The organism is Flavobacterium sp. SH_e, from assembly GCF_025717045.1.
Classification (GTDB): Bacteria; Bacteroidota; Bacteroidia; order Flavobacteriales; family Flavobacteriaceae; genus Flavobacterium.
Genome location: NZ_JAOVZN010000006.1, coordinates 1,184,545 through 1,199,741, shown reverse-complemented (window position 1 = coordinate 1,199,741; position 15,197 = coordinate 1,184,545). Strand labels below are relative to the sequence as shown.

The 15,197-nt window shown below is 31.8% G+C and carries 15 protein-coding genes and 1 tRNA gene; 7 read left to right on the top strand and 9 right to left on the bottom strand.

Annotated features, from left to right (window positions below):
* Window positions 1-21 precede the first annotated feature (21 nt).
* A tRNA-Met gene (locus OD917_RS16110) sits at window positions 22-94 on the top strand.
* Between the two features lie 70 nt (window positions 95-164).
* On the opposite strand, the gene OD917_RS16105 is transcribed toward OD917_RS16110, so the two are convergent.
* The 3 genes from OD917_RS16105 to yiaA form a co-directional block, all read right to left on the bottom strand.
* Window positions 165-812, bottom strand: a complete 648-nt coding sequence (locus tag OD917_RS16105) for a hypothetical protein (protein WP_263524418.1) — start codon at window positions 810-812, stop codon at window positions 165-167.
* 109 nt (window positions 813-921) lie between these two features.
* A complete protein-coding gene (locus OD917_RS16100; RefSeq protein WP_263524417.1) occupies window positions 922-1,293 on the bottom strand; it encodes a DUF4440 domain-containing protein in 372 nt (123 codons plus the stop codon).
* Window positions 1,294-1,535: 242 nt separating this feature from the next.
* The gene (gene yiaA / locus OD917_RS16095; RefSeq protein WP_263524416.1) at window positions 1,536-2,006 is read right to left on the bottom strand and encodes an inner membrane protein YiaA; all 471 of its coding nucleotides are present in this window, start codon (window positions 2,004-2,006) and stop codon (window positions 1,536-1,538) included.
* Window positions 2,007-2,132: 126 nt separating this feature from the next.
* Here yiaA and OD917_RS16090 point away from each other — a divergent pair, with 126 nt between their 5' ends.
* The gene (locus OD917_RS16090) at window positions 2,133-3,653 is read left to right on the top strand and encodes a hypothetical protein (RefSeq protein WP_263524415.1); all 1,521 of its coding nucleotides are present in this window, start codon (window positions 2,133-2,135) and stop codon (window positions 3,651-3,653) included.
* 178 nt (window positions 3,654-3,831) lie between these two features.
* Window positions 3,832-5,028: a PQQ-binding-like beta-propeller repeat protein gene (locus OD917_RS16085; RefSeq protein ID WP_263524414.1), complete on the top strand. Its 1,197-nt coding sequence runs from the start codon at window positions 3,832-3,834 to the stop codon at window positions 5,026-5,028.
* Between the two features lie 55 nt (window positions 5,029-5,083).
* On the opposite strand, the gene OD917_RS16080 is transcribed toward OD917_RS16085, so the two are convergent.
* Window positions 5,084-5,389 (bottom strand): hypothetical protein, encoded by a 306-nt coding sequence (locus tag OD917_RS16080; RefSeq protein WP_263524413.1) that lies wholly within the window; start codon window positions 5,387-5,389, stop codon window positions 5,084-5,086.
* 258 nt (window positions 5,390-5,647) lie between these two features.
* Window positions 5,648-6,490: a Two component regulator three Y domain protein gene (locus OD917_RS16075; protein ID WP_263524412.1), complete on the bottom strand. Its 843-nt coding sequence runs from the start codon at window positions 6,488-6,490 to the stop codon at window positions 5,648-5,650.
* Window positions 6,491-6,668: 178 nt separating this feature from the next.
* Between OD917_RS16075 and OD917_RS16070 the strand changes: the two genes are divergently transcribed.
* Window positions 6,669-7,157, top strand: coding sequence for a DUF1761 domain-containing protein (locus OD917_RS16070; RefSeq protein WP_263524411.1), 489 nt, complete (start codon window positions 6,669-6,671; stop codon window positions 7,155-7,157).
* Window positions 7,158-7,276: 119 nt separating this feature from the next.
* Window positions 7,277-8,422: a GNAT family N-acetyltransferase gene (locus OD917_RS16065; protein ID WP_263524410.1), complete on the top strand. Its 1,146-nt coding sequence runs from the start codon at window positions 7,277-7,279 to the stop codon at window positions 8,420-8,422.
* Window positions 8,423-8,557: 135 nt separating this feature from the next.
* Here the strand turns inward: OD917_RS16065 and OD917_RS16060 are convergent, their stop codons facing one another.
* Window positions 8,558-9,427 carry a diacylglycerol/lipid kinase family protein gene (locus tag OD917_RS16060; RefSeq protein ID WP_263524409.1) on the bottom strand — a complete coding sequence of 290 codons (870 nt, stop codon included), beginning with the start codon at window positions 9,425-9,427 and terminating at the stop codon, window positions 8,558-8,560.
* Window positions 9,428-9,489: 62 nt separating this feature from the next.
* Between OD917_RS16060 and OD917_RS16055 the strand changes: the two genes are divergently transcribed.
* Window positions 9,490-10,452, top strand: coding sequence for an App1 family protein (locus OD917_RS16055; protein ID WP_263524408.1), 963 nt, complete (start codon window positions 9,490-9,492; stop codon window positions 10,450-10,452).
* 251 nt (window positions 10,453-10,703) lie between these two features.
* On the opposite strand, the gene OD917_RS16050 is transcribed toward OD917_RS16055, so the two are convergent.
* A complete protein-coding gene (locus OD917_RS16050) occupies window positions 10,704-12,623 on the bottom strand; it encodes an ABC-F family ATP-binding cassette domain-containing protein (RefSeq protein ID WP_263524407.1) in 1,920 nt (639 codons plus the stop codon).
* 64 nt (window positions 12,624-12,687) lie between these two features.
* Between OD917_RS16050 and OD917_RS16045 the strand changes: the two genes are divergently transcribed.
* The gene (locus OD917_RS16045; protein ID WP_263524406.1) at window positions 12,688-13,071 is read left to right on the top strand and encodes a DUF983 domain-containing protein; all 384 of its coding nucleotides are present in this window, start codon (window positions 12,688-12,690) and stop codon (window positions 13,069-13,071) included.
* Here OD917_RS16045 and OD917_RS16040 read toward each other — a convergent pair.
* Window positions 13,052-14,125 carry an NAD(P)/FAD-dependent oxidoreductase gene (locus OD917_RS16040; RefSeq protein ID WP_263524405.1) on the bottom strand — a complete coding sequence of 358 codons (1,074 nt, stop codon included), beginning with the start codon at window positions 14,123-14,125 and terminating at the stop codon, window positions 13,052-13,054. The genes OD917_RS16045 and OD917_RS16040 overlap by 20 nt on opposite strands.
* A gap of 78 nt (window positions 14,126-14,203) precedes the next feature.
* Window positions 14,204-15,193, bottom strand: a complete 990-nt coding sequence (gldN, locus tag OD917_RS16035) for a gliding motility protein GldN (protein ID WP_263524582.1) — start codon at window positions 15,191-15,193, stop codon at window positions 14,204-14,206.
* Window positions 15,194-15,197: the final 4 nt, after the last annotated feature.

The following is a 15,197-nucleotide window of genomic DNA, read 5'->3' as shown; positions in this document are numbered from 1 at the left end:
GTATCTTTGCACCCGAAACATCGCGGGATAGAGCAGTAGGCAGCTCGTCGGGCTCATAACCCGAAGGTCACAGGTTCGAGTCCTGTTCCCGCTACAAGTATAAAGCTTCAGAGAAATCTGGAGCTTTTTTGTTTTATGTGTTCGTGAGCGAGACAGTTCATTTCTTATATTTTTTGTCCTTTTGATTTAATTTCTACAAAATCTTCATATTTGGTAAAATACTCTAAACCTAAAATTAAAAGGATCGAGCTTGCATTATATACTTTCTGCATAATAACTGCTAAATCCAAATAACCAAACCCAAATAGGAAAAAGAAACAGTAAAAAGTCAATAAGCAGATAATACAGCAAAATTTAAGCAAATGAAGCTTTGACTTTAAAATAAATATAGTAATAGTAAATAAACCAAATAATGTTAAAATGATTGATATTGTCCCCAAGTCATGTAAAGGAGTGGCAATTAGAAAAATAAACAATACATTGGCAAATCCTATAAATTTTAAAATATTACTCCATTGCCCTAAAGCTATTTTTTTAGACATATTGATAAAAAAAACTCCATAACCAATCGATTGGAATGCCATTCCAATAATTGCCCAAATCCTACCTGGATTTTCTGACCCATTTATAGCTTTTTCCGCAAACAAGTTGCTTACGAAATTTTTTGACCAACTAAACCCTATAGAGTTTTTGTCCAGCAAGGAGCCGCCTGGATAAAGTAAGGCTGCTATTGCTATCAAAATCACGGAAAAGACCAAACATATCAAGACCGAATATTTAGCAACTATTTTTTTAATTGTTAAACTTTCCATTTATTGACTTAACATTCATTATTTAAGCTTCTGAGAAATCTGAAGTTTTTTTGTTCTCTAATTTTTTCATCTGTAATGTTCGCGAGTATGATGCTTGAAACTACTATTTTTATTCCAGTTCTGTTTCAGTATGCATTACACAAGCCCACTTATTGTTTTCTTTAATCCAAGTGGAAGTGCAGACACATTTTATAGGTTCTTTTTGATTTTGATCTACTATTTCAAAATCGAGATTATATCCTATGACAGCAGTATTTTCGGCAATTAGCTTTTCTTTTACATTATAAATGTTCAGCACTTTTATTAGATTGGTCTGTCCAGAGTCGAACATATTTTTAAAATCAGCCTCGCTGATATTCTGAATACCATTTTTTCCGGCAACAATACAAGGAAACAGCGTCAGGTTTTTTACCGTTTCATAATCATGATTTTCAACTCCGTGCCAGTATTTTTTTTCCAATTCAATAATCTGCGGTTCCATATTATCTTATTATTAGTTAGACGTTTAACAAATTTCAAAATTAATATTGAAATAAAGACGCTTTTTTATCAGAGATTTAATTTTTATAAGAAAAGTTTCTCGATCATTGTCCACAAATAGTTTAGATTTTTGATGTCTCCACGAATAAAAAAACACCACTTTTTACAAATGGTGCTTTTATATTAAGTTTAGAAAACCTCAAAACTGCACATTTCCGTGACAGTAATGAGGCCCGCTAAAAACTATATTGTAGTCGATTCGAATTGTTTAAGATCTCTCGTGTTTTTTTGTACAGCAAGCGCAGAAAACAGTCCTAATACAAATGACATCCCGAAAAATCCTTTTTCGCTTAGGAGTAAATCGGCGTTCCAAAGACCAATTATTAATAATACTATTGAAGCAATGGTACTAAACCAGCTTATACTATAATATAAATCGGTTACGGGAATACCTTCTAGCCTATCTCTTACACTTTTTTGAACTGAAATTACTGAGAAAAGTCCAAAAAGAAGAATGGTAAAATAATATCCTTTTTCGTTGTAAGCCATTGCCGAATTATAAAGACCAATACAATATGCGGTCATACCTATAATTAACGTCATCCAGGATGCACCAACGAAAGCGGCGCTTGGCTTTAAAGGATAAGCATTGTTTAATCTTGCATTTTTTGGTTCTGAATTGTTGTTTGATTCATTTGATTTTAGCGGTTCCATAATTTTATGTTTTATAATTATGAAGCAAATGTCCGAATGAAACAGAAGTTGTAAAAGTCAATTTTTATACAAAACTGACGATATAAAAATAGATTTTATTATTTTTACCTTGATAAAATCGCACTTATGAATGCACTTCAAGAAATAGCAAATATGATGAATGAAACCGAAAAAAAAGCATTCATATATTATCTATCAAAAAAGAACAAACGAAAAGATACAGGAAATATAGAATTATTCAATTCTTTAAAAACTGACGATATAAAAATTACAAAAAATATTATAAAAGATAAAAAAAGCACTGATGCATATCATGCGTTAAGAAAAAGGCTTTACGACAACATGATTGATTTCATGGCAAATCGAAGTTTTGAAAATGATACTTCGCAAGAAAATGCAGCACTTCGCCTTATTGTGGTAAGTCGTTTGTTTTTTGAACATAAATTGACAAAAACAGCTTTTAAATGTCTTGCAAAAGCCGAAGAGATTGCGTTAAGCATAGAACACTTTAGTCTTCTCAACGAAATCTATCTGACTCAGATTCAATTTGCTCATTTCAATCTTTCGGAACCAATCGAAAAAATAATACAGAAGTTCAAATCGAACAAAAAAAAGCTCGAATATGAGGAACAGCTTAATTTAGGCTATGCTGTATTGCGTAGGGAACTCGCTGCTATTTATCACGAAGGCCGAATAGTCGATTTTCAGGCTCTCATAAAAAGCACTATTGAAACAAATGGAATATCATTAAAACAAGGATTGACTTTTAAATCGCTGTATCAAATTTTATTTATTGCGAATGAATATGCTTCCATAAACAACAATTACGCGCTTATACAACCTTTTGTTCTCAAAAGTTATCGTTTCATTAGCAGGAAAAACGATTTGACAGATAGACATTTATACTATCATATTTACATCTTATATTTTATAGCTAATTTCTATTTTAGAAATGGCCAGTTTACTGAATCTTTGGGTTATCTCGATTTGATGTTTACAGAACTTCAGAAACAATCTGGCAAATATTATCAGCGTTTCTGCCTTCGCTATTTTTTATTGTTAGCTTTCAATGAAAATTATCTTGGACGTTCGCATAAAGCAATAGAAATTGCCGAAAAAGCACTTTCTTCCAACAAAAAAGCAGATCCAAACGATAGCAATGACATTAGGCTTATGCTTATCGTTTTTTACATACAGCAAAATACTGGACGCATTGCCGTAAAAGAAATGACAAAATTAAATCATACAGACAACTGGTACGAAAAAAAGATGGGAATGGACTGGACAATAAAAAAATGTCTTGTCGAAATTCTTTTGCATGCACAGCAAGAAAACACAGAGCTAGCTTTGTCTAGAATAAAAAGTTTTAAACGACGGTATAAAAAATATCTTTTAACGGTAGACGAAGAACGTGTTGTTCAATATCTTCTGTTTGCAGAACAATATGTGATGAAACCCGAAATTATACAAACTCAAAAGTTCCAAGAAGAAATAGAAGATTTTATAATTTTAGCACAAAACGGACCTAAAGATATTTTTATTATGAGTTTCTTATCTTGGTTAGTTGCAAAAGTGAGGAGAAAAACGATCTATGAAACAACTCTAAATCTCCTAGCAACCTATTTTCCTAGCACGCATTCTTCATAACTCTCATCTATTTTTTTTCTATATTTGACACTTGCATCAGTTTGATTTTTTTGATTGTAAAAGATTAAAAAATAAAACACTTTGCTAATATTTAATCCATCTTTTTTACGTTAAATAGTTATATTTTTCAACTCAAATAATTGCCTCAAATCAAATTATAAAAACCTAAATCTTAAAAATGAAAAAACAACTAATAACTTTTTTATTTGTATTTGCTGTTCTAGATATGTTCGGACAAGTACCTGCAGCTGCAAAACCAGATAAAACTGTTTCCAACACTAAAGCAGAAACAGTCGTTAATAAATCACTTCGTCCGCTTAAAAAAGTTTCTTTAGATGAAGCGTCAATCTTAATTTATGATTATGATGGTTCCCTTTTTTCATACGATTTAGAATCTGAATCAATCGTCTGGACTGTAAAAGCTGCCGATTCTTTTACTGAAATGTGTGCCAATAAAGTAACAATAGCTGATGGTGTTGTATATGTTCCATTTATAAATGGTGAAATTCTCGCAGTAGACAATCAAACTGGAGATATTTTCTGGAAATCGAGATTAGGAAATGTTACCGATCAGATTGTTTTAAAAGATCAAACTCCGGTTATACAAAATGGGAAATTGTATATAACGGCTCAAAATCAGAATCAAAGCAGTAATTTATATGCACTTAATATAAAAGACGGAAGTTTAGCATGGAGCTACAAATTCGAAACCCCAACGAACGACATTCCGCCCTTATTTTTTGGCAACAAAATTTTCACGCAAAGCGGAATGAATGTTTATAGTTTTGATGCAAATACAGGAAAAGTCCTTAATCAAAAAACCTTTGAGGAAGTAATGAGCGGACAACCTATAACTGATGGCGAAAATGTATTTATTACAAGTGAAAAAAATTCGCTTTTTGCTTTAAGCCCTCAACTTGATATTGTATGGCAATTTAAATTTGATGAAAATCAATACAATAGCAAGGAACGCATAGTTAGTAAAGACAAAAACATCTATTTTGCAGCGCAAGGTTCAACATCTACTTCTATCTATGCTGTAGATTCAAAAACAGGAACTCAGCTATGGAAAACTGATATTAATGGCGACAATATCGAATACATTACAAGAGAAAACGACAATCTTTGGGGATATACCCGTAAGAAGAAACTTTTTGAATTGGATTTATCAAATGGTGAAATCGCATATGAGTTAAAATTGACAACTTTGCCTGTTTCAAATATTGAATTTCCAAATGATGACAACTTATTGTATTACTATTGTGATGCAGGTTTAATTCAGTTTGATTTAAAGGAAAAAGACGAAAACGTATACTATATGCGAACTTCTCTAAAAGAAGATATTTATAGCGCTTATTTAAAAATAATCAGATAACAAAAAAGACCATTTTTTCAAATGGTCTTTTTTAAATTTCATGTTTTGAGAAAAATTATGCTCTAAACAAAGCATATTTATTGTGATTGTACAAAACTTTATCGTAAGGAACATAAAGCGAAACGATTTTCTCAGTTGATTCGTTGAAATTGATTCCGTTATGTTTTCTGAACAAGTAAATTTCTTTTAAACAATTAGAAAGACTTTGGTGAATTTCACTTGTAAAAGTTGGTAATTTTTTATCGCCAACCAAAAGATCAATTTGATAATTTGAACTACTTTTTGATAAATTATTACCAATAATTCTGATGGTAAAAGTTGTTGGCTTTCCGTATTGTTCACCTTGATATTGTAGTGTCATAATTTCTGCTTATTAAGTGATTAGTAATAGGCGCTGATAACTCAGCTTTTGCTTTTTAAACGGATATTAAAGTTATAAAATTTTTAGGCAAACATAACAAAATAAAGTCTAAATTAAATGTTATTTTTTGTGAAACGAAAGGTCTAGAAACCAGAAAACCGTAACGAATTACGGTTTTGGCAATTAACTAAATATATTTAATCAACTTGTTTAACGAGTGTAAAATTCATTCATAAGCATCGATTAATTTTGGGTAAACTATTGTAATTTATTTTCTTGGTTTATTTCTAATAAAAACGGATTTCCATTTTCGTCTATCATTGTCATATTCAATGCATCTAACCATGCTATTTTCTTTGAGACTTCTCCTGTAAATTTATTGTATGAAAGGTTCAATTCGGACAGATTTACAAGTTTTTCAATTGTTTTCGGAACTCCGCCATTAAAATTATTATCAAATAAGCTTAAATTCTCCAAAGCTGTAAAGTTACTTATTTCTTCTGTCAAACTTCCACAGAACTTATTATTGTTCAACAAAAGCACTTTTAGACTTGAAATCTTATAAATCGAAACAGGCAATTTTCCTTGAATTTCATTATTGAAAACGGCTAAGATTTCCAACTGATTTAATTTTCCAATTTCTGAAGGAAGTTGTCCTGAAATTTTATTGTCAAAAAGCTCCAAATCTTTCAATTTACTCAATTGACAAATGGAAGCTGGAATTGTTCCTGACAATCTGTTATCTGAAATATTAAGCGTTTCTAATTCTTTTAAATTAAAAACAGAAGAAGATAAATTCCCTTCAATTTTATTCTTTTCAAGATTTACGGTTTCTAAATTAACAAGACCAAAAAAGGCTTCAGGCAATTTTCCATGTAAGTTATTGTTGGACAAATTCAACGCAACGACTTTTCCATTTTCAGATCGAACACCATACCAGGTTGAAACAGACAAACTTAAATCCCATTTCTTTTTCCACTGAGATCCATTTGTTGCATGATACAATTGTATGAGCGCCTCTTTTTCTTTGTCCGAAACAGTATCTGCCAGCACACTCAGCGAAAACAGAAATGTATAAAGAAAAATAACTAAAACTTTCATAATCGATTTTGCAACTTAATCTGTCGTCTAAATTATACATTTCGCAGATAAAATGCACTATATCTAGGCAAAGTGTTGATAAAAATTTATATTGAAAGATTTATACTACTTTTAATATTTCTAAATTCTATTTTATTTTTGATTACATTTGATCAACTAATTCTAAAAACCTCATATTATGGAAATTAACTTCGCTGCATTGTTTCTTGCCGCAATTGTAACATTGGTAACTGGCTTTATTTGGTACAACCCAAAAGTATTCGGGACGATCTGGATGAGAGAAAACAATTTTACTCAAGAAGAGTTACGAAAAGGAAACATGCTTAAAATCTTCGGATTAACGTACATTTTTTCTTTAATGATTACAATGACTTTAATGTCGTTGACTATTCATCAATCTGGCGCAATCGGAATGGTTGGCGGACCGCCTTTGATGGAAAGCGCTAAACCTTCTTTTGCAGCTTTTATGGCAGATTACGGAATGGCTTATAGAACTTTTAAACACGGAGCACTTCATGGATTTATGTCTGGATTATTTTTCGCATTTCCAATTATCGGTATCAATGGTTTGTTCGAAAGAAAATCTTGGAAATATATCTTTGTACATAGCGGCTATTGGATGTTAACCCTAACTCTTATGGGCGGAATCATCTGCGGATTCGCTTAATAAAATTCATATAAAAACCCGTTTGAAAACTAAATTTCAGACGGGTTTTCTTAATAATAACTTAAACCCCATTAGTTATTATAAATATTATCTAATTTTGAAGAAATTAGCTGACACTTTTGAATACAACTTATTCTTTCCAGATTTACAAAAGCGCTTCATTACTGCCCTTAGAATGGAACTCGCTGGCAACAAATAACATTTTTTTGACACGAGAATATCTCGAAGTGCTGGAAAACTCTTGTCCAGTAAATATGACTTGTCATTTTATTGGCCTTTTTGAAGAAGAAAAACTAATTGGGATTGTTTTGACACAATTCTTATTTGCTGAGAAACTTGAATCTTTCGGGGAGCGTGATAAATGCTTAAAAACTTCTGTCCGTAATTTTGCTTTAAAGAATTTTGCTTCGCATGTTTTGTTTATTGGAAATAATATGCTTACAGGACAAAATGCATTTATTTTTGATAAAAACGTCAAAGAATCTAAAGCTGTTAAAATACTTCATAAAGCTATTAATCAGCTAAAAAAGGACTTAAAAGAAAACGGAAAGAAAGTACATATAACCAGCATTAAAGATTTTACGGCCAAAGAAATAGAACCTCTTCAAGCTGAATTTAAAAACAATTATACGTTTTCGACCCAGCCAAATATGATTTTTGAAATCAATAAAAACTGGAAATCAGAACAAGATTATATCGATGCTTTATCTAAAAAATATCGGGATCAATACAAACGTGCACGTAAAAAATCGGAAGGAATTGTAAAACAACAAATGTCACTTTCTGACATTAAACAATATGAAGATGTGATTTACGACTTGTATTTTCATGTTGCAAAAAATGCTCCTTTCAATACTTTTTTTCTAGCTCGAAATCATTTTAGCTTTTTTAAAGAAATAATGGGAGAAAACTTTCTTCTTTATGGCTATTTCTTAGACGAAAAATTAATTGGCTTCAATACTTTAATCAAAAATGGCGATGTCATGGACACGTATTTTCTTGGTTACGATGAAAGTGTTCAACGCGAAAAAATGCTGTATTTAAATATGCTTTACGATATGATTGCTTATTCTATAAAGAAAGGTTTCAAAGAAATTGTTTTTGCCAGAACAGCTCTTGAAATTAAAAGTTCGGTTGGAGCAAAACCAATTAAAATGTATGGTTTAATCACGCATAGCAATGCTTTAATTAATCATAACATTTCGAGATTTTTCAATTATTTGGAACCAAAAACGGAATGGCAGGAACGAAATCCGTTTAAATAAAAAATGTATCGCTCCGCTGGGGCTTTTTGTTTTATTGCTAATTTTCTACAAATATTTCGTTCTTCCAGAGCTAAAAAAGCTCAACCATGGATATTATTTAATACTAATATTTCTTCAATAAAATATCAATCCCAATCACGGTACAGCAATTTTCATTTGTTTATGCAAAATATCGATTTCCAAAGAAGTCTGCGCCCCGCAATATTCTCCATCAATTTGAAAATTAACGGGATAATCCGTTTTTATTTCAGCTTTATCTGTCGAAATAATCACAATATCATCTGAATCAATTGGCATATTTCCTGTGATAATTTTTCCAATTAAAAGCAAATCAAGGCTTTTTAAAATTACTAATTCAAACTTTCCATCATTCATAGAACCATTTGGATTTATGATTACGCCTGTTCCATATTTCTGCGAATTAGCAATAACGATCATTCTTGCAATATGTTCCACTGTTTTATTATTTGCTGAAATAGTAGCTACAAAAGGCTCTTCAGATTCTTTTAGCGTTGTAAAAGCCTGCAATGCATATCCCCAAAAACCACGAATATCACTTTGCTCGTAATTCTTCACCAAATTAGCATTTAATCCAAGGTCGCTTAAATGAATGCTTTTTTTTCCGTTGATGCAAATCATATCCATTTCTATATAATGGTGCAAAAAAGCTATTTTAAGGTTCTCCTCTATTCCAAGAGGAAGATTTAAGTCTACCGAAAGTCCGTTTGCAGATCCCGCAGGCAAAATCCCGATTACAACATCTTGATCTTCCATTGCCTCGGCGACCATTTTTATAGTTCCATCGCCTCCAGCAACAATAATTCGTTCTGGTAGATATTCATCGTATAAATATTGTATCGCTCTTAAATCATTCTTTCCAGTTGTTTCATAAACTTCCAAATCAAACTGATTAGTTGTTGCAAATTCTCTAACAGCATCAATCAAATCAGATTTATCCAAGTCTCCAGAAATAGGATTTACAACAAATAGAATATTCTTTTTCAAAATTTTATTTTTAAAAACAATTAAAATTAAGTAAATTACAGTTACATAAATATACATAATTAATGAAACCAATTCTACAATTATATCGAGGTTATGCAAATGAGCAAGAGTTAATTGTAATGGGGCATGTTTTAAAAAGAGAAAACAAATACAATTTTGAAAGAAGAAAATTAAGAAATGCAACTTCGATTCTCAAATTATTCAGAATAAAAACCATTAAAAATTTTGATGTTTATTTGCATTACAACAATGAAGTAATTCATACCAAAACACTCGATGATGGTTATTTTAATTTCTGCATTCCATTAGAAAAAGAAACCCATTTTGGATGGATGCCTTATGAGGTCAGTTTAAAATATAAAAACGAAACCGTAACTTGCGAAGGCAGTTTTATAAGGCCTCATAAGGGAAAACTGGGAATCATATCAGATATTGATGATACTTTTTTGATTTCCCACACGAATAATTTCTTTCGAAAACTTTATATTTTATTATTTAGAAATGTAAACGACCGAAAAGTTTTCAAAGATGTTGTGCCTCACTATCAAGCGTTAAGTTCTGCTGGAAGAGATAATGTAGAAGAAGTAAACGCTTTTTTCTACATTTCAAGCAGCGAATGGAATTTGTATCGATTTATTGCCAAATTTACCCGAATTAATAAATTGCCAAAAGCGGTTTTTCTTCTAAAAGATATCAAAAGAGGAATTACGGATTTCTTCATGAGCGGAAGAGGAAATCACGATCATAAATTCGAAAAAATAAGACATGTTGTAGAATTTTATCCGACTTTAAAATATGTTTTAATGGGTGATGATTCTCAACACGATCCAATGTTGTACGAAAGAATCTGCAAAATATTTCCTGTAACAGTAATTGCAGTTTACATTAGGCAAACTGGCAAAAATCAGAAAAAAGAAGTAATAAAGATTTTAAATAATTTAGAAAGTCTGAATGTTTCTGTGTGTTATTTTAAAGAAAGCAGTAAAGCGATTGAGCATTCTAGATCTATTGGGATTATTAAATAGATTTTGTTTCAAGTTTTAAGTTTCAGGTTTCAGGTTTTGAGCTGGATGCTTATTTTAACGCAAAGCACGCTAAGTTTTTTCTATAAGATTTTATAAAACGCAAAGTTCGCAAAGCTATTCATTGATAAAGCTTTGCGAACTTTGTACATTCTAAATGCAAACTATAAAAACTTAGCGTGCTTTGCGGTAAAATTTACTCGTCAAAGATTACAACCTGAAACTTGAAACCTGAAACCTGAAACAAAAAAATCTTAAGCATTAAAACTTTCAATCTCTTCCGAAACAACTTCCCAGTCAATTAATAATTGTTCTAAATCTTGTTTCTTTTTGTTGTAAGCAGTAAAAAATGAGGCATCTTCGATGTGCTTGTCGTAATTCGTTTCCAGCATTTTATCGTCATGCTGAATTTGTTTTTCCAATTGCTGAATCTGACTTTCAATTTTGCTCAATTTGTTTTGAAGCGCTTTTGTTTTCTTCTGATCTTCATAAGATACCTTACTAACTTCTTTCTCTTTTGGAGCTTCTTTTTTTATAACATCTTTTTTTTCCACCTCACGCATATTTTCCAAATTGCGCTGTTCTAAGAAAAAGTTGATGTCTCCTAAATATTCTTTAATTTTTTGATCTTTAAATTCGTAAACGATATTTGACATTCCTTGAAGAAAATCCCTGTCGTGAGAAACTAATAATAAAGTTCCACCGAATTTTTGAAGCGCCGCTTTTAAAACGTTTTTAGATTTAATATCTAAGTGGTTCGTAGGCTCATCCATCAGCAAGACGTTAATTGGCTGTAACAACAATTTACAAAGTGCGAGACGGTTACGTTCACCTCCAGAAAGTACTTTCACTTTTTTCTCCACATCATCTCCACGAAACAAAAACGAACCCAACATATCACGCACTTTCATACGATTTGTGTCAGTTGCCGCATCTTCCATTGTTTGAAGCAAAGTAATTTCTCCGTCTAAATATTCAGCTTGATTTTGAGCAAAATATCCTAATTGTACATTATGTCCTAATTTGATATTTCCTTGGTATTCAAATTCGTTTACAAGAGCTTTAATGAAAGTAGATTTTCCTTGTCCATTTTGTCCAACAAAAGCAATTTTACTTCCTCTTTCAACTAGTAAACTAATATCTTTAAGAATCGTTTTGTCTCCATAAGCTTTCGTTACATGTTCAGCTTCAATAACAACTTTTCCTGGTTCTTTCGAAACTGGAAACGAGATATTCATTACTGAATTGTCATCTTCGTCAACTTCGATTCTTTCTACTTTATCTAATTTTTTAATCAACGATTGCGCCATCGAAGCTTTTGAAGCTTTCGCACGGAATTTCTCGATTAATTTTTCTGTTTCTTCAATCTTTTTCTGCTGATTTTTTTGAGTAGCTAATTGCTTTTCGCGAATTTCATGACGCAGTTCTAAATATTGAGAATAGGGTTTATTGAAATCATAGGCTTTACCTAACGAAATTTCGATTGTTCTATTCGTTACATTATCCAAGAACATTTTATCGTGAGATACAATCACGACAACTCCAGGATAATTACGAAGGAAATTTTCCAACCAAATGATACTTTCGATATCTAAGTGGTTCGTAGGCTCATCCAGAAGCAATACATCGTTCGATTGCAATAATAATTTAGCTAACTCGATACGCATTCTCCATCCTCCAGAAAAAGTCTCAGTTTGATTATTAAAAACTTCTCTTTTAAAACCTAGACCTAAAAGGATTTTCTCAGTATCACCTACATAATTGTAACCTCCAAGAAGTTCAAAACGATGTGTGTAATCAGACAAATCTTCAATGATTTGCCCGTATTCTTCACTTTCATAATCGGTTCTAGTAACCAATTGATGATTGATTTCTTCCAGCTTTTTCTCTACAACTTTAATCTCTGTAAAAGCCTCATATGCTTCTTCCAAAACGGTCCTTCCTTGTTCAAAATCAATATCCTGACGCAGAAAACCCATTCTGATATCTTTCTCTTGCGAAATAACTCCTGAGTCTGGTTTAAAATCTCCTGCCAGCATTTTTAGCATTGTAGATTTACCTGCTCCGTTTTTACCAACAAGACCAACTCGGTCTCCTGCACCTAAACGAAAAGTAACTTCTTCAAATAAATATGTTCCTCCAAAAGAAACCGAAAGATTGTGTATATTAAGCATAATTTGTGACTGTTGTTACAAGAAATAAAGGTGTAAAAATGTACCTTTGATAAAATTTTTGCAAATGTTAAAAAAAGGATCGAAACTAAATAGCATTTTAACAGGAAGTTGTCCTAAATGCCAAAAAGAAAGCATGTATGAAGACAAAAACCCTCTTCATTTGAGTAAAGTTCTAAAAATGAATGATCATTGCAGCCATTGCGGATTCAAATATCAAATTGAACCTTCCTTTTTTTATGGCGCCATGTATGTAAGCTACGGGCTAAATGTTGCTGTTGGAATTGCTGCTTTTATCGTTTCTTTTGTATTTTTTGGAGCAACAATAGAGCAAGCTTTTATAGCAATTATTTTGACTTTGGTTGTTTTATTTCCTTTTGTGCTTCGTCTTTCAAGAAACTTATACATCAACATGTTTGTTTCTTATGATCCTAAGGCTGGCGAGAATTAAGACTTTTCAAGTATCTTTTATGGAATCGCTTAATATCGGCTTCACGATCTAGCGGAACATCATTTTCAATATGATCGTATAATGCTTTTGCCATTGCTGGACCAAGCATTACGCCACGGGTTCCTAATCCATTTAAGATATGAAGAGATTTATAAACTTCGTGAGTTCCAAGTAAAGGTCTTCTATCTGAAACTGTAGGTCGTACTCCGCCAAAATGCTTAATAATTTCAAAATCGCATGTAATAATTTCTTTTATACGGTCTAAAAGTTCCTGCTTTCCCTCTTCTGTTGGTGTATCTGTCTTATCGTGCCAGTTGTATGTAGCTCCAACTTTAAATAAATCTTCGCCAAGAGGCAGAATAAATACACTGGTATTTACAATTACATCCAAATTTAAATCTGGAGCTTTTATTATAAACAATTCTCCTTTTGTACCGTCAAGCGGAAGATAATTGAAAAAAGGATTTGTATGCATTCCGAAACCTTCTGCAAAAATGATATGACGTGCTTGAATGTTTTTATATTGAATTCCAGAATCTAAAAATTCAATAAGAGCACTGTCAAAAGATTCTTCAAGCAATAAATCATTCTGAAGTAAATATTTCCAATAAGTGTCAAGAAGCAAAGCAGTGTTTACATATCCAGTATGCAAGACTTCTCCGTAATCATAAGGAGAATCAATACTTTTATATTTTTGGGTAATTAATTTGGTTGACAAAAAAGGAGCTAAGTTTATTTTGTCAGAAGCTGCAAACCAGTTATTTTGTTCTTCAATTGAAAAGAACTTTCTCAAAACTGGCATTTTAAAATTGACTTTCTCTTTCAATTTATCCTCAATTTGATTGTAAAAATCATTCATTAAAACCAATTGTTCTTGTGCTTTCCAAACTTCACTAAAGCGTTTTAAAATGACAGGATTATACAGACCGCCAGCAACTCTAGAAGAATGCTGCGATTTATTATCAACAAGTAAAATAGTTTTATTGTTCTTAAGGGCAACTTCAGCGAAAGAAATTCCAGCCAAACCAGATCCGACGATTAAATAATCAAGCATTGTGCAGTGTATAGATAAAATAAAAAAACTCTTACTACAAAGGTAGCAAGAGTTTTTCTTATAATATAGTTTGTGAACTTAGTAATTCCACATATCTTCTTCAAAATTACGAATCTTCTCTTTTACTCTTTCAGATTCTAACAACTGATTCTGAGCGTTGTCTTTCATATAATCTTTAATGTCACGATCACCATACATATTTTCTTCTCTATAAATAATCGCATTAAATCTTCTCGAATTTAAAATCTGGTCAAATGAAATAGGAAGTGCCGAGTTTTGATCGTTGAAAGCTTTTGCCTCGTGCAAAACTTCACGCGCATTGGGAAAGAAGACCCAAAATAATTCGATATAATCTTTCTCATCACTATTCATCGTATAGACATCTGGGGTTACAGGGCATATTCCCAGCAAACGATATTTCAATTCACTTTGTCTCTTATCAAAATACCAGTATCCTTTAATTTTATACTGACTTACATCAGCAGCTGTAAGATCTTGCTTTAAAATATATTCAGCCGGAACTGTTCTTTTTGGCCCAACCGTTTCTTCAACGTAGTTTACTTTTTTATTTTTACCACTACCAGTAACTACTTTCTTTTTAACGACGCGCGATCTATAATCGTCCGGATATTGATTGATAAGTTCTCGACCACCATCTGTTGTATCAACACGAGATAATGCTCCTTCTATATCTTTCAAAGATTTTTTGGTATTAAAATAACTATCCGCATACACTTCAGTTATTCTACCATTTTTTATCCCCTTAGTTAAGACATCATAAAGAGAACGCCTATCCGCACCAATGTTTGCAGTGTCTACGGGAAAATACAATGGAAAATTAATTTTCTCATTCAGGTCAATAATTTCCCAAACTGTTTTTCCCATTAAAATATCGCGATCATCTACATAACCATAAGCTAATGGCTTATCATTATCAGATATCATCTGAGCGGGTGTCTTCATGCCAATTTGGTCAGCAGTTTTGGCATTAAGTAAATTAGACTGTGCATTAGAAGCAAAGCTTGAAGCAACAGTAACAATAACAACTAAAAAATTTCTTACTTTCATCATG